This window comes from Nocardioides panacisoli, from assembly GCF_019448235.1.
Lineage (GTDB): Bacteria > Actinomycetota > Actinomycetes > Propionibacteriales > Nocardioidaceae > Nocardioides > Nocardioides panacisoli_A.
Genome location: NZ_CP080409.1, coordinates 1,086,223 through 1,102,954, shown reverse-complemented (window position 1 = coordinate 1,102,954; position 16,732 = coordinate 1,086,223). Strand labels below are relative to the sequence as shown.

16 protein-coding genes and 1 riboswitch are annotated in these 16,732 nt (G+C 71.7%); of the genes, 14 read left to right on the top strand and 2 right to left on the bottom strand.

The genetic code is table 11. The features are described from left to right. Positions 1-20 precede the first annotated feature (20 nt). From KUV85_RS05410 to gcvP, 14 genes are all read left to right on the top strand, one after another. On the top strand, positions 21-1,448 hold the full coding sequence (locus KUV85_RS05410) for a phytoene desaturase family protein (protein ID WP_219962199.1): 1,428 nt from the start codon (positions 21-23) through the stop codon (positions 1,446-1,448). A gap of 24 nt (positions 1,449-1,472) precedes the next feature. Further along, positions 1,473-3,410: an acetoacetate--CoA ligase gene (locus KUV85_RS05405; protein WP_219962198.1), complete on the top strand. Its 1,938-nt coding sequence runs from the start codon at positions 1,473-1,475 to the stop codon at positions 3,408-3,410. A gap of 17 nt (positions 3,411-3,427) precedes the next feature. Beyond that, a complete protein-coding gene (locus tag KUV85_RS05400; protein WP_219962197.1) occupies positions 3,428-4,774 on the top strand; it encodes a hemolysin family protein in 1,347 nt (448 codons plus the stop codon). Then, a complete protein-coding gene (locus KUV85_RS05395) occupies positions 4,767-5,810 on the top strand; it encodes a hemolysin family protein (protein WP_219962196.1) in 1,044 nt (347 codons plus the stop codon). The genes KUV85_RS05400 and KUV85_RS05395 overlap by 8 nt, the downstream gene beginning before the upstream one ends. A 58-nt stretch (positions 5,811-5,868) precedes the next feature. Then, positions 5,869-6,468: a CDP-alcohol phosphatidyltransferase family protein gene (locus tag KUV85_RS05390; RefSeq protein WP_219962195.1), complete on the top strand. Its 600-nt coding sequence runs from the start codon at positions 5,869-5,871 to the stop codon at positions 6,466-6,468. After that, positions 6,461-7,309, top strand: a complete 849-nt coding sequence (locus KUV85_RS05385; protein ID WP_219962194.1) for a DUF881 domain-containing protein — start codon at positions 6,461-6,463, stop codon at positions 7,307-7,309. The genes KUV85_RS05390 and KUV85_RS05385 overlap by 8 nt, the downstream gene beginning before the upstream one ends. Continuing rightward, the gene (locus KUV85_RS05380) at positions 7,306-7,638 is read left to right on the top strand and encodes a small basic family protein (RefSeq protein WP_219962193.1); all 333 of its coding nucleotides are present in this window, start codon (positions 7,306-7,308) and stop codon (positions 7,636-7,638) included. The genes KUV85_RS05385 and KUV85_RS05380 overlap by 4 nt, the downstream gene beginning before the upstream one ends. Then, positions 7,631-8,392 (top strand): DUF881 domain-containing protein, encoded by a 762-nt coding sequence (locus tag KUV85_RS05375; protein WP_219962192.1) that lies wholly within the window; start codon positions 7,631-7,633, stop codon positions 8,390-8,392. Before KUV85_RS05380 ends, KUV85_RS05375 begins: the two co-directional genes overlap by 8 nt. Before the next feature lie 38 nt (positions 8,393-8,430). Next, on the top strand, positions 8,431-8,820 hold the full coding sequence (gene gcvH / locus KUV85_RS05370; RefSeq protein ID WP_219962191.1) for a glycine cleavage system protein GcvH: 390 nt from the start codon (positions 8,431-8,433) through the stop codon (positions 8,818-8,820). Between the two features lie 91 nt (positions 8,821-8,911). After that, positions 8,912-9,412 carry an FHA domain-containing protein gene (locus KUV85_RS05365; protein WP_219962190.1) on the top strand — a complete coding sequence of 167 codons (501 nt, stop codon included), beginning with the start codon at positions 8,912-8,914 and terminating at the stop codon, positions 9,410-9,412. Positions 9,413-9,464: 52 nt separating this feature from the next. Further along, positions 9,465-10,160 (top strand): MerR family transcriptional regulator, encoded by a 696-nt coding sequence (locus KUV85_RS05360; RefSeq protein ID WP_219962189.1) that lies wholly within the window; start codon positions 9,465-9,467, stop codon positions 10,158-10,160. Between the two features lie 55 nt (positions 10,161-10,215). Then, positions 10,216-10,683 (top strand): bifunctional nuclease family protein, encoded by a 468-nt coding sequence (locus KUV85_RS05355; RefSeq protein WP_219962188.1) that lies wholly within the window; start codon positions 10,216-10,218, stop codon positions 10,681-10,683. A 182-nt stretch (positions 10,684-10,865) separates the two neighbouring features. Then, positions 10,866-11,450, top strand: coding sequence for a MerR family transcriptional regulator (locus tag KUV85_RS05350; RefSeq protein ID WP_219962187.1), 585 nt, complete (start codon positions 10,866-10,868; stop codon positions 11,448-11,450). A 29-nt stretch (positions 11,451-11,479) separates the two neighbouring features. Beyond that, a riboswitch (glycine riboswitch) is annotated at positions 11,480-11,579 on the top strand. 67 nt (positions 11,580-11,646) lie between these two features. Continuing rightward, the gene (gene gcvP, locus KUV85_RS05345; RefSeq protein ID WP_219962186.1) at positions 11,647-14,466 is read left to right on the top strand and encodes an aminomethyl-transferring glycine dehydrogenase; all 2,820 of its coding nucleotides are present in this window, start codon (positions 11,647-11,649) and stop codon (positions 14,464-14,466) included. Between the two features lie 17 nt (positions 14,467-14,483). On the opposite strand, the gene KUV85_RS05340 is transcribed toward gcvP, so the two are convergent. After that, positions 14,484-15,830, bottom strand: a complete 1,347-nt coding sequence (locus tag KUV85_RS05340; RefSeq protein ID WP_219962185.1) for a DNA recombination protein RmuC — start codon at positions 15,828-15,830, stop codon at positions 14,484-14,486. 61 nt (positions 15,831-15,891) lie between these two features. After that, positions 15,892-16,641: a peptidylprolyl isomerase gene (locus tag KUV85_RS05335; protein WP_219962184.1), complete on the bottom strand. Its 750-nt coding sequence runs from the start codon at positions 16,639-16,641 to the stop codon at positions 15,892-15,894. Positions 16,642-16,732: the final 91 nt, after the last annotated feature.

Sequence of the window (16,732 nt, the reverse complement as noted above, 5' to 3'; positions counted from 1 at the left end):
AACGGCACCGTGCGGCGCACATGACGACCGCCGTCGTCGTCGGCAGCGGCCCCAACGGACTCGCCGCTGCCATCCGTCTCTCGCAGGCCGGCGTCGCGGTCACCGTCCTCGAGGCAGCGGACCGCCCGGGTGGTGGCACCCGGACCACGGAGCTGACCGAGCCCGGGCTCCTGCACGACGAGTGTTCCTTCGCCCACCCGATGGGCGTGGCATCGCCGTTCCTCGCCTCACTCGGTCTCACCGACCACGGGTTGGACTGGGCATGGCCCGAGGTCGACCTGGCCCATCCGCTCGACGACGGACCGGCCGGGGTGCTGTCGCGCGACATGGACCGGACCCTGGACTCCCTCGACACCGTCGACCGGCCACGCTGGCGGCGCACCTTCGGGCACCTCGCGACCGGGTTCGACGACCTCGTCGAGGACCTCTTCCGACCGGTCGTCGGCAGGCCGCGCCACCCGCTCACCCTCGCCCGGTTCGGGACGAGCGCGTTCCAGTCCGCCACGAGGCTGGCCCGTCGCTTCGACGGCGACGCGGCCCGTGCCCTCTACGGCGGTTCGGCCGCCCACGTCTTCGGTCGGCTGGACGGTCCGATGAGTGGCGCGGTCGGGCTGCTGCTGACCGCCGCCGGCCACGCGGTCGGCTGGCCGGTCGCCCGGGGCGGCAGCCAGGCGATCACGACCGCGATGGTCGGGGTGCTGGAGTCACACGGTGGCACCGTCCGCACCAGCACGCCGGTCTCCTCCCTGGGCGAGGTGGACGAGCTCGTCGGGGCGCGTCCGGACGTCGTACTCCTCGACACCAACCCGACCGACGCCCTCCGGATCGCCGGTGACGCCGTGGCACCCCGCATCCGTCGTGCCCTGCAGCGCTACCGGTACGGGCCGGCGGTCCACAAGGTCGACTACGCGATCCGGGGCGAGGTGCCCTGGACCAACCCCGAGTGCGCACGGGCAGGGACCGTCCACGTCGGCGGCTCGTGGGAGGAGATCGTGGCCGCCGAGGCAGCCACCGCACGCGGCGAGATGCCCGAGCGACCGTTCCTGCTCGTCGGCCAGCAGTACGTCGCCGACCCGTCGCGCTCCGTGGGCGACCTGCATCCGTTCTACGCCTACGCCCACGTGCCGCACGGCTACGACGGCGACGCCACCGAGGCCGTCACCGCACAGGTGGAGCGGTTCGCTCCGGGGTTCCGGGACCTGATCGTGTCCACGCACTCGCGCACGGCCATGCAGATGGCGGCGTACAACCCCAACTACCGCGGCGGCGACATCGGCGCGGGCGCCAACGGGTTCCCCCAACTGCTGCTGCGGCCCCGCCCGGCCCTCCACCCCTACCGGCTGGCCGAGCGGAGGCTCTACCTCGCCTCCTCGGCCACGCCGCCGGGCCCCGGCGTCCACGGCATGTGCGGCTTCCACGCGGCGCAGGCCGCCCTCGCGGACCTCTGAACCGGCGCGGCTAGGGTCGGGCCCATGGCTGCACCGGATTGGGTCCCGCCCGTCGACGACCGTCACCGTCCGTACCGCATCGAGGAGTTCGCCCGGCTCGCCGAGCAGCGCACCGGCCGCACCCTCGTCGCCGATGGTGACGACCTGGCCACCTACGACGCGCTCTGGCAGTGGTCGGTGGAGGACCTGGAGGCCTTCTGGCAGGCCGTGGCCGCGTTCCTCGACCTCGACCTCGCCGGGACGGCACTCGCCGCGGAGCAGATGCCGGGGGCGGAGTGGTACCCCGACGCGACGGTGAACTACGCGGCCACCGCGCTGCGCAACCGCCCCGCGGGCGAGGTGGCGGTGCTCGGCCTGACCGAGGATCCCGATGCGGTGCGGCAGCTCACCTGGGGCGAGCTGCGCCAGCAGGTCGCCGGACTCGCTGCGACGCTGCGCGAGCTCGGCGTCCGGCCCGGTGACCGCGTGGTCGGATTCCTGCCCAACGCCCCCGAGACGGTCGTGGGCATGCTCGCCTCCGCCAGCCTCGGGGCCGTCTGGGCGGTCTGCGGGATGGACTACGCCGCCTCGGCCGCACTCGCCCGCTTCTCCCAGCTCGAGCCCACGGTCCTGCTGCACGGCCGCCGCTACCGGCACGGCGGCAAGGAGCACGACCGCAGCGACGTCGTCGACGCGCTCGGCTCGGAGCTGACCTCGCTGCAGGCGACGATCGAGATCGGCACGGACGCCTGGGACGCCGCGGTGGGGCGCGAGGCCGAGTTCGCCCCCGAGCCGGTGCCGTTCGGCACACCGTTGTGGGTGCTCTTCTCCTCGGGCACCACCGGCATGCCCAAGGGCATCGTGCACAGCCACGGCGGTGCGCTGCTGGAGCAGGCCAAGGTGGCCGCCCTGCACTTCGACCTCGGGCCGGGGGAGCGGCTGTTCTGGTACACCACGCCGTCGTGGATGATGTGGAACTTCGTCGTCGGAGGCCTGCTCACCGGAGCCTCGGTCGTCACCTACGACGGCAGTCCCGGCGCCCCGGCGGTCGACCAGCTCTGGGCCCTCGCCGCCCGCCACGACGTCAGCGTGCTCGGCATGAGCCCGGCGTACGTCGCGGCCTGCCAGAAGGCAGGCTCCGGCCCGGCCGACCACGACCTCACCCACCTGCGCCGCGTCGGCATCTCCGGGTCCACCTTCCCGGCCACGAGCCACCGCGAGCTGGCCGCGGACCTGCCGCCGAGCGTGCAGGTCGCCTCCATCAGCGGTGGCACCGACGTGGTCAGTGCCTTCGTCGGGCCGGCCCCGACGACGCCCGTCTGGGCCGGCGAGCTCTCGCGCCCCTGCCTGGGCGCGGCCGTCGACGCGTTCGACCCCAGTGGCGCCCCGGTGCGCGACGAGGTCGGCGAGCTCGTCATCACGCGCCCGATGCCCTCGATGCCGGTGAAGTTCTGGGCCGACCCCGACGGCGAGCGCTACCGCGACTCCTACTTCGACACCTACGACGGGATCTGGCGCCACGGTGACTGGATCACCCTCACCGGCCACGGCTCGGTGCAGATCCACGGCCGCTCCGACGCCACGCTCAACCGCAACGGCATCCGCATGGGCAGTGGCGACATCTACGAACCCGTCGAGGCCATGGAGGAGGTGCAGGAGGCCCTGGTGATCGGCCTCGAGCAGAGCGACGGCACCTACTGGATGCCGCTGTTCGTCGTCCTGACCGACGGCGTCGAGCTCGACGAAGGCCTGCGGGACCGGATCAACCAGGCGATCCGCACCCATGCCTCACCGCGCCACGTGCCCGACGACGTCATCGCGGCCCCGGGCGTGCCCCACACCCGGACCGGGAAGAAGCTGGAGGTGCCGATCAAGAAGCTCCTCGCCGGCAAGGACCTCAGCGGCGCGCTCGACCCGGGCAGCGTCGACGCGCCGGAGCTGTTGGACTGGTACGCCGAGGTGGCACGGGAGCGTCACGGCTGAGGACATAGGCTCACTGCGTGGATCCATGGGTGTTGCTGGCGATCTCGCTGTTGCTGGTCGCCGCGTGCGGACTCTTCGTCGCCGCGGAGTTCTCCTTCGTGACCGTCGACCGCGGCCAGGTGGAGGCAGCGGTCGCCAGCGGTGACCCCACCGCACAGGGCGTCGACCGCGCCCTCCGCAGCCTCTCGACACAGCTGTCCGGTGCCCAGGTCGGCATCACGGTGACCAACCTGGGGATCGGCTTCCTCGCCGAGCCGGCGTTCGCGGAGCTGCTCCGTCCGCTCCTCACCGACCTCGGCGTGGCGGCCGGTGCCGTCAGCCCGATCGCGGTCACCTCGGGCCTGGTCCTCAGCACCGTGCTCACGATGCTGATCGGGGAGCTGGTGCCCAAGAACGTCGCCATCGCGCTCCCCATGACCACGGCCCGGCTCACCCAGCTGCCGATGCGCTGGTTCACCGCGATCAACCGCATCCCGATCCGGTTCCTCAACGAGTCCGCCAACACCGTCGTCCGCCGGATGGGGATCGAGCCGCAGGAGGAGCTCCGTTCCGCGCGCAACTCCCGGGAGTTGGCCTCGCTGGTGCAGCGCTCGGCCGACGTCGGCACCCTCGACCCGGACACCGCCGAGCTGATGGAGCGCTCGGTGGAGTTCGGGACCCGCACGGCCAGCGAGATCATGACGCCGCGGGTGCACACCGAGACCTTGGAGGAGGGGGACCGCGCGGCCGCGGTCATCGCGTTGGCCCGCGAGACCGGTCACTCCCGGTTCCCGGTGCTGGACCATGACGACGCCGTCATCGGCACGGTGCACGTCAAGAACGCCGTCGCCCTGCCACACCACGAGCGCGCCACCACCAAGGTCAAGCACCTGATGGCCAAGCCGATCGTGGTGCCCGACACCCTCCGGCTCGACCCGCTGATGGCGCTGCTGAAGAAGGACGGCTTCCAGATGGCCATCGTGCTGGACGAGTACGGCGGCCACGCGGGCATCGTGACCATGGAGGACGTGGTCGAGGAGATCGTGGGCGACATCGCCGACGAGCACGACCGACGCGGGTCGCGCAGCCGCATGCGGCGCGACGGCACCTGGTCGCTCTCGGGCCTGCTGCGTCCCGACGAGGTCGAGGACCTCACCAGCGTGGCGCTGCCCGAGCACGAGGACTACGACACCCTGGCCGGGCTCGTCCTGCGCGAACTCGGCCGCGTGCCGGACGTCGGTGACGAGGTCGAGGTGGCGGTCCCGCTGGAGACCGAGGACGACCGGGAGGCCACCGGCGTGGCGACCCTCCGCGTCGAGCGCATGGACGGCCTGCGCATCGACCGGGTCGTGCTGCAGCTGACGGAGGGCGAGGACGATGAGTAGCACCGTCGCCCTGGCCGTCGCGGTCCTCCTCCTGGCGGCCAACGCCTTCTTCGTCGGTGCCGAGTTCGCCCTCATCTCGGCCCGGCGCAGCCAGATCGAGCCTCGCGCCGAGGCCGGATCGCGCGGCGCGCGGACCACGCTGCGGGCGATGGAACAGGTCTCGCAGATGATGGCCGGCGCCCAGCTGGGGATCACCGTGTGCTCGCTCGGCCTCGGTGCGGTGGGCGAGCCTGCCGTGGCCCACCTGATCGAACCCGGGCTGGATGCGCTCGGGGTCCCGCACGGCCTGGTGCACCCGATCGCCTTTGCCATCGCGCTGGTGATCGTCGTGTGCCTGCACGTGGTGCTGGGGGAGATGGTGCCCAAGAACATTGCCATCGCCGGGCCGGATCGTGCGGCGCTCGTGCTCGGCCCGGCGATGTTCACGATCGTCACCGTGCTGCGACCGGTGATCGTGACCATCAACGCCCTCGCCAACGGCATCCTCCGCCTGCTCGGGATCGAGCCCAAGGACGAGGTGAGCAGCAGCTTCACCCGCCAGGAGGTCGCGGCGCTGGTCGAGGAGTCGCACGGGGAGGGGCTCATCGCCGAGGACGAGTACGACCGCCTCTCCGGTGCGCTGACCTTCACCGAGAAGACCGTCGAGGCCGTCACCATCGCCCCCGAGGACCTGGCGACGCTGCCGCGCGGCGCCACGCTGCGCGAGGTCGAGGACCTGTGCGCCGCGACGGGATTCAGCCGCTTCCCGATCCTGGACGGCGGCAAGCTCATCGGCTACCTCCACATCAAGGACGTGCTCGAGGACGATCCCCGCCAGCGGGCCCGTCCGGTGACCGACCGCGGCGTACGGCCGTTCGCGTCGGTGCGGCTGGACACCCCGCTCCACGAGGTCCTCGAGGTGCTGCAGCGACGAGGTGCCCACCTCGCGCGGGTGGTGGACGACGCCGGCACCACGGTCGGTGTCGCCGCCCTCGAGGACGTCATCGAGGAACTGGTGGGCGAGATCCGTGACGCCGCGCATTCTGCCGACACGTGACCGCGGCGCTGCGCGGGGCCACCCCCCGGACAACTAGGCTGATCCCGTGGCCGGCCCGATGACTGACAGCACGCGCGTGCTCACCGTGCCGAACGTCCTGAGCGCGCTGCGCCTGGCTGGCGTCCCCCTGTTCCTGTGGCTCGTCCTCGGCCCCGAGGAGGACGGGTGGGCGCTCGCGGTGCTCATGGTCTCGGGGCTCACCGACTTCCTCGACGGGTGGCTCGCGCGTCGGCTGAACCAGACCTCGGTGGTCGGTGAGTTGCTCGACCCGATCGCCGACCGGCTCTACATCCTCGCCGTGGTGGTCGGCCTCGCCCTGCGCGACGTGATCCCGTGGTGGCTGGCCGCCTCGTTGCCGCTGCGGGACCTGCTGATGTGGGGGCTGGTGCCCCTGCTCCGCTCCCGTGGCTACAGCGCCCTCCCCGTCCACTTCCTCGGCAAGGCGGCGACGTTCAACCTCCTCTACGCCTTCCCGCTGCTGCTGCTCGGCGACGGCACCGGCACCGGGCCCGAGCTGGCCCGCGTCTTCGGCTGGGCCCTGGCGGTCTGGGGCATCGCGCTCTACTGGTGGGCCGGCGTGCTCTACGCCTGGCAGGTGCGCAAGCTGATGGCGGCCACGGAGCCACGTCGACTCCGGGAGGCGATGGCCGATGAGTGAGGCCCCGCCGACCCCGCGTGCGCTCACCCCGTTGCTGGACCTGGTCCGCGACGACGCGCTGGAGCGCGAGTACCACGAGGTCGCGACGCGCGGCGGCACCGTCGAGCCCGAGCGGCACCCGGCCGCGCGGGTGATCGCAGCGAGCGTGATCGCGGTCTTCGGCCTGCTGGTCACCCTCGCTGCGGTGCAGACCTCCCGCAACGCCGACGTCACCGAGGCCAGTCGCGCGCAGATCCTCGATCGCATCGAGAGCACCGACCGATCCCTGGACTCCGCCCAGGCCGCGTTGGCGGACCTGCAGGCCGCCAACGCCGCCGCGGAGAACAACCTCGTCGACCTGGGTGGCAGCCTCGCCGAGACCAGTGCCCGCTCCCGCACGCTCGGTGGGCAGACCGGGTCGACGGCGGTCACGGGGCCGGGCATCCGCATCACCTTCGAGCACCTGCCCTCGGCCGACCCCGCCACCGAGTGGGTGCGTGACTCCGACCTGGCAGCCCTGGTCAACGGACTCTGGGCCGCCGGTGCCGAGGCGATCTCGATCAACGGCCAGCGCATCAACGCACGGGGTGGCATCCGCAACGTGGGCAACAACGTCGAGATCAACAAACGGGTCGTCGGGTCGCCCTACACGGTGCTCGCGATCGGCAACCCGGACACCCTGGCCGCGAACCTGCTCGAGACCACCGGGGGCAACGAGTTCTTCGCCCTGGCCCAGCAGTTCGGTTGGAACCCCGAACCCCGCAACGCGCCGGAACTCCGCATCCCTGCCGCGCCGCTGGGGGGACAGGCACTAACGTCTGCGGAGCGTCTCGACGATGCACGGAGAGGGGAGGCGCAGTGATCGCGATTCTCGGGCTCCTGGTCGGCGTCGTCCTCGGCCTCGTGCTGCAACCCGACATCCCGCTCACCTTCGAGCGCTACCTGCCGATCGCGGTGGTCGCCGCGCTCGACGCGGTCTTCGGCGCGCTGCGTGCCTACCTGGACGGGATCTTCGACGACAAGGTGTTCGTCGTCTCCTTCCTGAGCAACGTGGTGATCGCGGCGGGCATCGTCTACCTCGGTGATCGCCTGGGCGTCGGCTCGCAGCTCTCGACCGGGGTCATCGTGGTGCTCGGCATCCGCATCTTCACCAACGTCGCTGCCATCCGGAGACACTTGTTCCATGCCTGAGCCGGAGGAGACCGAGGACCGTGCACCGGCACGGCCCGGACAGTCCCGCCTCTTCGCCGCCATCGCGCGTCCCTCGCGACGCCAGGCCGTGGTCGCCGTGCTGCTGGGGCTGCTCGGGTTCATGGCGGTCACCCAGGTCAGCGTGACCGCCAACGAGAACGACTACTCGGCTCTGCGGCAGCAGGAGCTGGTCGACGTCCTCGACGGCCTCGCCGGCGCCCGGCAGCGCGCCCAGGGCGAGATCGACCGGCTCGAGTCGACGCGGGAGGAGCTGCGCAGCTCCACGAACCAACGCCAGGCCGCGATCGACGCCGCCCGTGAGGAGATCGACAACCTCACGATGCTCGCCGGCCTCGTGCCCGTCACCGGACCCGGCATCCGCGCCACCATCACCGAGGAGGGCGAGGGGCGCGTCGACGTCGGTTCGCTCATCGACGTCATCCAGGAGCTGCGCACCAACGACGCCGAGGCCATCCAGGTCAACGGCACGGTCCGGGTGGTGGCCGACACGGCGATCACCGATGCGCCGGGCGGGTTCGAGCTCGACGGACAGCTGGTCGAGCCGCCGTACATCATCGAGGCGATCGGTGAGCCCTCCGCACTCGCCGGTGCCCTGGACACCCGGGTCGGCGCCGGCATCGGGCTCGTCGACGACGGCGCGCAGGTCGAGGTGGCCGAGCTGAACTCACTGGACATCACCGCGGTCCAGGAGCCCGAGGAGTCGCGGTGGGCAGAGCCCGCCGAGGGCCAGTAGCCTTCCCCCGGACAACCGACCAGCCGACGGAGGACCACGTGGACATCCCCAGCGACCTGAAGTACACCGACGAGCACGAGTGGGTGAAGTCACCGGGGGAGAGCGAGGGGTCGGTCCGCATCGGCATCACCGACTACGCCCAGGACGCGCTCGGCGACATCGTCTTCGTGTCACTGCCCGAGGCCGGCACCGAGCTCTCCGCGAGCGACGCCTGCGGCGAGCTGGAGTCCACCAAGTCGGTCAGCGACGTCTACGCCCCCCTGTCCGGCGAGGTCACCGCGGTCAATCCCGCCCTGGAGGACCAGCCGGAGCTGGTCAACACCGCGCCGTACGCCGAGGGCTGGCTGTTCGAGATGCGCCCCGCCTCCGCGGCCGATGTCGACGATCTGCTCGACGCCGACGTGTACCGGTCCCGCGTCGAGGAGTGAGGGGGTAAGGTCTCGTAGCGAGCCTCACCGTGAAGTTGAGGGTTCGGTGAGGCTCGGAGTCAGCACGTGGTCCCGACAGCGAGGAGTTGTGATGCCGTTCTGCACCGCCTGCGGCCGGCAGAACCCCGATGACGCACGGTTCTGTGCCCAGTGTGGGACGCGTCTGCTCACCGCCGACTCCGGCGCCATGGACAGCGACACGATGCAGATCGGTGTCGGTGACCGCCTGGAGACCGGCGACCGGCAACTGAGCGCGGTCGACGCCGCCGCGGTGGACGCGCTCCCGGTCGGCCACGCGCTCCTCGTCGTCCAGAAGGGCCCGGGAGCGGGCAGCCGCTTCCTGCTCGACCAGGACCAGGTGCAGGCGGGCCGCCATCCCAAGAGCGAGATCTTCCTCGACGACGTGACGGTCTCGCGGCGGCACGCGATCTTCGATCGCACGCCGGAGGGCTTCACGGTGAGCGACGTGGGCAGCCTCAACGGCACCTACGTCAACCGCGACCGGATCGAGAAGGTCGCCCTGCAGGACAGCGACGAGGTCCAGATCGGCAAGTACCGCCTGGTCTTCTACGCCGGACACGAGGGCGCCTGACGTGGGAGCCCCGCGACCCGATCGGGCCGGGCCGGCGGACGCACCCGCGCTGATGACGATCGGGCAGGTGCTCGAGCAGTTGCGCGCGGACCACCCGAGCGTCACGATCCCCAAGATCCGGTTCCTGGAGGACAAGGGGCTCATCAAGCCGCAGCGGACCCCGGCGGGCTACCGCAAGTTCTCCGAGGAGGACGTCGACCGGCTCCGCTACGTCTTGCGGATGCAGCGTGACCACTACCTCCCGCTGAAGGTCATCGGCGAACACCTCGACGCGATCGACCGCGGGATGGAGCCGCCGCCGATCGAGCCGACCGTGCCGACCGTGCCGACCGTGGCACTCAGCGCCGACGGCCTCCCGGCCCCCGAGTCGTTCCGCCGCAGCGACAACCTGCGGATCTCGCGCAAGGAGCTGGTGAAGATCGCCGAGGTGCCCGAGGAGCTGCTGGACCAGCTCGAGGAGTTCGGCCTGGTCCGGCCCTTGACGACCGGGCACTACGACACCGATGCCCTCGTCATCGCCCAAGCTGCGCGGGACCTCGCCGACTTCGGGCTCGAACCCCGCCACCTCCGCGCCTTCAAGACCGCTGCGGATCGCGAGGTCGGTCTCGTCGAGCAGGTCGTGACGCCGGTGCGCCGCAGCCGTGACACCTCCGCCTCGGCCCGTGCCGAGGAGGCGGCGAGCGAGATGGCCGCGCTGGCGGTCCGGCTGCACGCCACCCTGGTCAAGACGGGCCTGCGTCGGCTCTGAGGCTGGGGGCTCCCACCCCTGCGGCCCGACACCCCTGCCGGAGTAGGGTGGAGGCGTGCGTGAGGTCGACGTCATGGGAGTACGGGTGGAGATGCCCTCCAACCAACCGATCGTGCTCCTGCGCGAGGTGACAGGCGATCGGTACCTGCCGATCTGGATCGGTGCCGCGGAGGCGACGGCGATCGCCTTCGCCCAGCAGGGTGTGGTGCCACCCCGGCCACTGACCCACGACCTGATGAAGGACATCCTCGCGGCCGTGGGCAGTGAGTTGGAGCAGGTCCAGATCGTCGACGTCCGTGACGGCGTCTTCTACGCGACGCTGGTCTTCGCCGACGGCGCCGAGGTGAGTGCGCGTCCCTCCGACTCCATCGCCCTGGCGCTGCGGATGGGCACCACGATCTACTGCGCCGACGGCGTCCTGGACGAGGCGGGGCTGGCGGTGCCGGCCGAGGAGGAGGACGAGGTCGAGCGGTTCCGGGAGTTCCTCGACCACGTCTCCCCGGAGGACTTCGAGTCGGACTGACCGACCGCGAGTCCCCTGACCCTCATCTGGAGGGTGAGAGTTGCGACACGCCGGGCGGGCCTCTTTGACGGGTGGCTCACATCGCCGTAGTTTGGTCATGACTTCGCTGTGGTGATGATTTCCCCGAGACGACACCCGTCACCGTCACCACGCAGCGGCGGAGGAACACCCGGAGGACGCCTGTGAACGAGCACCAGCAGGACTCGGCGAACCTCGACGCCGCCGACGCTGCCGAGGAGCAGGGCCTCCTCTTCACCGACGACGTCTCGCCGCTTCCCAGCGATGCCGGCTACCGCGGTCCCACGGCATGCAACGCCGCCGGGATCACCTACCGCCAACTGGACTACTGGGCACGCACCGGGCTCATCGAGCCGACCGTGCGCAACGCGTCGGGGAGCGGTTCCCAGCGCCTCTACAGCTTCCGGGACATCTTGATCCTCAAGGTCATCAAGCGACTGCTGGACACCGGTGTGTCGCTGCAGCAGATCCGCACCGCCGTCACCCACCTGCGCGAGCGCGGCACCGACGACCTGACCCAGGTCACGCTGATGAGCGACGGCGCCTCGGTCTACGAGTGCACCAGCAACGACGAGGTCATCGACCTGCTCCAGGGCGGCCAGGGCGTGTTCGGCATCGCCATCGGTGGCGTGTGGCGCGAGATCGAGGGCACGCTCTCGGAGCTTCCGAGCGAGCGTGCGGTCGCCGAGGGCGAGGACGTCCCCGGCGACGAGCTGGCGGCGCGCCGTGCCGCCCGCAGCGCCGGCTGAGCGACCCGCTGGTAGCCTGACGGGGCTGACGATCCCACGCGGGAGAGTCCTCCGGGCAGTGCGGCCCGGGGGCGCCGAAGGGGCAATTCCTCCCCGGAACCTCTCAGGCAGCCGGACCGCGTGGACCAGGCAACTCTGGAGCCGACGGCGGTGACAGAGGGGGAGGCTTCGTCCCCGTGATCCTGGAGCCCACCCGATGTCCGCACCCTTCACCCGCCGCCACCTCGGTCCCGACGAGTCCGACGTCGCCACCATGCTCGACCGGTTGGGGCACTCCTCGCTGGAGGAGCTGATGGACGCCGCGGTGCCCCGCCAGATCCGGGACCGCCGGCCCCTGGCGCTGCCGGCGCCCGCGAGCGAGGAGGATGCGGTCCGCGAGCTCACCGAGATCGCGGACCAGAACCGCCCCGGTGAATCGCTCATCGGGCTCGGGTACCACCCCTGCCACACTCCGGGCGTCATCCGGCGCAACGTCCTGGAGGACCCCAGCTGGTACACCGCCTACACGCCGTACCAGCCCGAGATCTCCCAGGGGCGCCTGGAGGCCCTGCTCAACTTCCAGACCATGGTCGCCGACCTCACCGGCCTGCCCACGGCCGGCGCGTCGCTGCTCGACGAGGGCACCGCGGCCGCCGAGGCGCTGGTGCTCGCGCACCGGGCCAACCGCAAGGCCGCCGGCCCGTTCGTCATCGACGCCGACGCGCTGCCCCAGACCATCGACGTGGTGCGCACCCGCGCGGCCGCACTCGGGCTCGAGGTGTGCGTGGCCGACCTCGCCGCGGGGCTGCCGGACGGCGACGTCGCCGGTGTGCTCGTGCAGTACCCCGGGGCCTCGGGACGGGTGAGCGACCCGCGCGCCGTGATCGAGGCGGTCCACGAGCGGGGTGGCCTGGCCGTCGTGGCCGCCGACCTGCTCGCGCTGACGCTGCTCGAGGCGCCGGGCGCGATGGGCGCCGACGTCGTCGTGGGGTCGGCGCAGCGCTTCGGCGTCCCGCTGTTCTACGGCGGCCCGCACGCCGGCTTCATGAGCGTGCGCTCCGGACTCGAGCGGCAGCTGCCCGGTCGCCTCGTCGGGGTGTCGGTCGACGCGGAGGGCCAACCCGCCGTACGACTGGCCCTGCAGACCCGTGAGCAGCACATCCGGCGCGATCGGGCGACGTCGAACATCTGCACCGCACAGGTGCTGCTCGCGGTGATCGCCGGTCTGTACGCGGCCTACCACGGACCGGACGGCCTGCGCGCGATCGCACAGCGCACGCACGACCTGGCTGCCCGAGCAGCGGCCTCGCTGCGGGCTGCTGGCCTGACGGTCCCCGAGGACGGCTTCTTCGACACCTTCTGCGTGGCGGTGCCGGGTCGTGCCGACGAGGTCGTCGCCGCCGCACGGGAGCGGGGCCTGCAGGTCCGGCGCGTCGACGCCGACACCGTGGGCCTGTCCTTCTCCGAGGTCAGCACCGTCGAGACCGTGCGCGCGGTCGAGGCGGCCTTCGGTGCGTCCCCGGCGCCGGAGGGGGCGCCCCGTGCCCTGCCGACGGCGCTGGAGCGCACCACGCCGTACCTCACCCACCCGGTCTTCACCAGTCACCACAGCGAGACCTCGATGCTGCGTTACGTCACCCGGCTGGCTGCGCGCGACTACGCGTTGGACCGCGGCATGATCCCGCTCGGCTCCTGCACGATGAAGCTCAACGCCACCGCCGAGATGGAGCCCATCGGGCTCCCGGGCTTCGCGAACCTGCACCCCTTCGCCCCTGCCGAGGACGCGGGCGGCTACCGCCGGCTGATCGAGGAGCTGGAGGGGTGGCTCGCCGAGGTGACCGGCTACGACCGGGTCTCGGTCCAGCCCAACGCCGGCGCGCAGGGGGAGTACGCCGGGATGCTGGCGATCCGCAGGTACCACGACGCGCGGGGCGAGGGCCAGCGCGACGTGTGCCTCATCCCGTCCTCCGCCCACGGCACCAACCCAGCCTCGGCCGTGCTGGCCGGGATGCGGGTGGTCGTCGTGAAGGCCGACGAGCACGGTGCCGTCGACCTGGACGACCTCCGGGCCAAGTGTGCCGAGCACGCGGACACGCTCGCGGCGATCATGATCACCTACCCCTCGACCCACGGCGTCTACGAGGAGACGGTGACCGAGCTGTGCGAGGTCGTCCACCAGCACGGCGGCCAGGTCTACATCGACGGCGCGAACTTCAACGCGCTGCTCGGACACGCGCGCCCGGGTGAGTTCGGCGGCGACGTGTCCCACCTCAACCTGCACAAGACCTTCTGCATCCCGCACGGCGGGGGAGGGCCGGGCGTCGGCCCGGTCGCGGTGCGGGAGCACCTCGCCCCCCACCTCCCGACCCACCCGCTGCACCCCGACGTCGAGCGGCGCGAGGGGCTCGGCGCGATCAGCGCCGCTCCCTACGGCTCCGCCGGCATCCTGCCGATCTCCTGGGCCTACGTGCGGATGATGGGCGCCGAGGGGCTCGCGCGGGCGACCGCGGTCGCGGTGCTGTCGGCGAACTATCTCGCGGCCCGGCTCGGCGAGCACTACCCGGTGCTGTACCGCGGCGACTCCGACCTCGTCGCGCACGAGTGCATCCTGGACCTGCGCGAGATCACCAAGCGCACCGGCGTGAGCGTCGACGACGTCGCGAAGCGGCTCATCGACTACGGCTTCCACGCCCCGACGATGAGCTTCCCCGTCGCGGGCACGTTCATGGTCGAGCCGACCGAGTCCGAGGACCTGGCCGAGCTCGACCGGTTCTGCGAGGCGATGATCGCGATCAAGGCCGAGATCGACCGGGTCGCGGACGGCGAGTGGGACCTCGCGGAGTCACCGCTGCGGCACGCGCCGCACACCGGTCGGGCCCTGGTCGGGCCGTGGGACCGTCCCTACGACCGCGAGCTCGGCGCCTACCCCAGCGGCGTGGACCCGGACAAGTACTGGCCACCGGTCGCCCGGATCGACCAGGCACACGGCGACCGGAACCTGGTCTGCTCCTGCCCGCCGGTGGAGGAGTACGCCTGACCGGACCCGCGCGGGCCTCAGCCCGCGGCGGAGTCGGGGTCCTCGACCACCTCGGCGTCGACGGTGTCGGCGGTGGTCCCGAGGCCGAGGTCCAGCTCGGGTCGGTCGAGGTCGGCCAGCGCCTCGAAGTCGCCGCTGGTCAGTGCCCGCGGCGCGGCATCGATGGTCTGGGGCGTCGGCAGCAGCGCGGACTCGTCGGTCCGGTCGAGCTTGCGGGCGGTGACCATGACCCGCGACTCCAGTGAGTTCGCGAAGGAGTTGTAGCTGTTGACCGTGCGCTCGAGCGAGCGCCGCAGCTTCTCCGCGTGCTCGGCCAGGGTGCCCAGACGGCGGTAGAGCTGCCGGCCGAGGTCGAAGACCTCCTGTGCATCCTCGGTCAGCGCCTCCTGGCGCCAGGTGAAGGCGACCGTCTTGAGGATCGCCCACAGGTTCGCCGGGGTCGCCAGCACGATCCCCTTGCCGAAGGAGTAGTCCAGCAGCGAGGGGTCCGTCTCCAGTGCGACCGAGAGCAGCTGGTCGTTGGGGATGAAGGCCACCGTGAACTCCGGGCTGACCGCCAGCCCGCTCCAGTAGCTCTTCTGCGACAGCGCGTCGACGTGGCGGCGCACCTGCTTGGCGTGCTCGCCCAGCAGGCGCTGGCGCTCCTCGGGGTCGATGCCGGAGCGGTGGGCGTCGATGAAGGAGCTGTAGGGCACCTTGGCGTCCACGGCCATCTGCTTGCCGCCCGGCAGGTTGACCACCATGTCGGGACGTCGCGCCCCGGAGTCAGCCTCGATCGAGGCCTGCAGGTCGAAGTCCACCCGCTGGAGCAGACCGGCGGTCTCCACCAGCGTCCGCAGCTGCGTCTCGCCCCACACGCCCCGGACGGCGTTGTTGGACAGGGCCGAGGCGAGCGTCTCGGCAGCGCGCTTGGACTCGGCCACCGAGCTCTGCGTGTGGCGCAGCTGCTCGGCCAGCGCGCCGTGCTGCTCGGACCGCTGCTGCTCCAGCTCCTCCACGCGTCGCTGCATGGCCTGCAACTGCTGCGCCACCGGGGTGAGCGTCTTGAGGACCTGCGTGTGGCCGGCCTCGGACCGCTCGCGCTCGGCGGCGGCCTCCCGGCGCTGGGTGGCGTCCTGGTCGTACTGCTCGCGTGCGGCCGCCAGCGCGGCCCGGAGCTCCTCGACGGAGGCCGTGGCGGCGGCGAGCCGGGCGGCGACCTCGGCACGCGCCTGCTCCTCCTCGCGACGCACCTCGGTGACGACGGCGTCCTGACGGGCCTGGAGCTCGTCCGCCGAGGGCGGGCGAGGAGCGGTTGCGTGACGGGCCGACCACCCCACGGCGACACCGGCGAGCAGGCCCACGAGCAACAGCAAGATCTCCATGGCGCCAGTCAAACAGCGGGAGCCGACACAACCCGGCTGCCCACGCCGGGGGAGCGGACCGTCACGGCGTGACGGACGCCTCCTCGACCGTCACGGTCGTGTTGGGCGCACCGTCGGTGGGCGGGTTCGAGCCGTCCTTCGCGACGTCGGCGACCGCACGGATCGTGGCGCGGTCGACGGTGCCGAAGACGGTGTAGTCCGGCGGCAGCGCGGAGTCGTCGTAGACGATGAAGAACTGCGAGCCGCCGGAGTCGGGCATGCTGGTCTTGGCCATCGCCAGCGTGCCGGCGGGATAGGTCTCCTCGCCGGTCAGCTCATCGGGGATCGTGTAGCCGGGACCGCCGGCGCCGCTGCCCGTCGGGTCACCGCACTGCAGCACCTTCAGGCCGGCCTGGCCGCCCGAGGCCTTGTAGTCGGTGAGCCGGTGGCACTGGGTGCCGTCGAAGTAGTCCTGTTCGACCAGCGAGACGAAGGAGTTGACGGTGCACGGGGTGCCCTCCGCGTCGAGGGTGAGACCGAACTCCCCGACCGACGTGGTCAGGGTGGCGGCGACGTCCCCGGACACGGACGGCTCCTCGGGCGGCGGCTCGACGCCCTCGACGGCAGGGTCGCCGGCCGTCGGGTACTCGCAGGCGCCGCCCTGCGTGGCGTCGTCACCCGCATCCGTGTCCGTGGTCGGTGACTCGCTGGTGGGGTCGGCAGCGCTCGCGGGGTCGCTGGCCTCCGGTTGGGCGTCGTCACCACAGGCGGCCAGCAGGAGCGCGGCGGAGGCGAGCAGGGCGGCCAGGGTGCGGGGGAGCGCGGTCGACATGGCGCACATCGTAGGCAACCGACGATGTGAGCCACGCGACAGTGCCGGACCGGGCAGGTGTGATTAGGTAATGCAGCCCTAAGTTAGGTTA

Bases quoted from the DNA above. Each gene is read 5' to 3' on its own strand.
- KUV85_RS05410 (WP_219962199.1), top strand. From the start codon at position 21: ATGACGACCGCCGTCGTCGTCGGCAGCGGCCCCAACGGACTCGCCGCT.
- KUV85_RS05405 (WP_219962198.1), top strand. From the start codon at position 1,473: ATGGCTGCACCGGATTGGGTCCCGCCCGTCGACGACCGTCACCGTCCG.
- KUV85_RS05395 (WP_219962196.1), top strand. From the start codon at position 4,767: ATGAGTAGCACCGTCGCCCTGGCCGTCGCGGTCCTCCTCCTGGCGGCC.
- KUV85_RS05390 (WP_219962195.1), top strand. From the start codon at position 5,869: ATGACTGACAGCACGCGCGTGCTCACCGTGCCGAACGTCCTGAGCGCG.
- KUV85_RS05385 (WP_219962194.1), top strand. From the start codon at position 6,461: ATGAGTGAGGCCCCGCCGACCCCGCGTGCGCTCACCCCGTTGCTGGAC.
- KUV85_RS05375 (WP_219962192.1), top strand. From the start codon at position 7,631: ATGCCTGAGCCGGAGGAGACCGAGGACCGTGCACCGGCACGGCCCGGA.
- KUV85_RS05365 (WP_219962190.1), top strand. From the start codon at position 8,912: ATGCCGTTCTGCACCGCCTGCGGCCGGCAGAACCCCGATGACGCACGG.
- KUV85_RS05360 (WP_219962189.1), top strand. From the start codon at position 9,465: ATGACGATCGGGCAGGTGCTCGAGCAGTTGCGCGCGGACCACCCGAGC.
- gcvP (WP_219962186.1), top strand. From the start codon at position 11,647: ATGTCCGCACCCTTCACCCGCCGCCACCTCGGTCCCGACGAGTCCGAC.
- KUV85_RS05340 (WP_219962185.1), bottom strand. From the start codon at position 15,830: ATGGAGATCTTGCTGTTGCTCGTGGGCCTGCTCGCCGGTGTCGCCGTG.
- KUV85_RS05335 (WP_219962184.1), bottom strand. From the start codon at position 16,641: ATGTCGACCGCGCTCCCCCGCACCCTGGCCGCCCTGCTCGCCTCCGCC.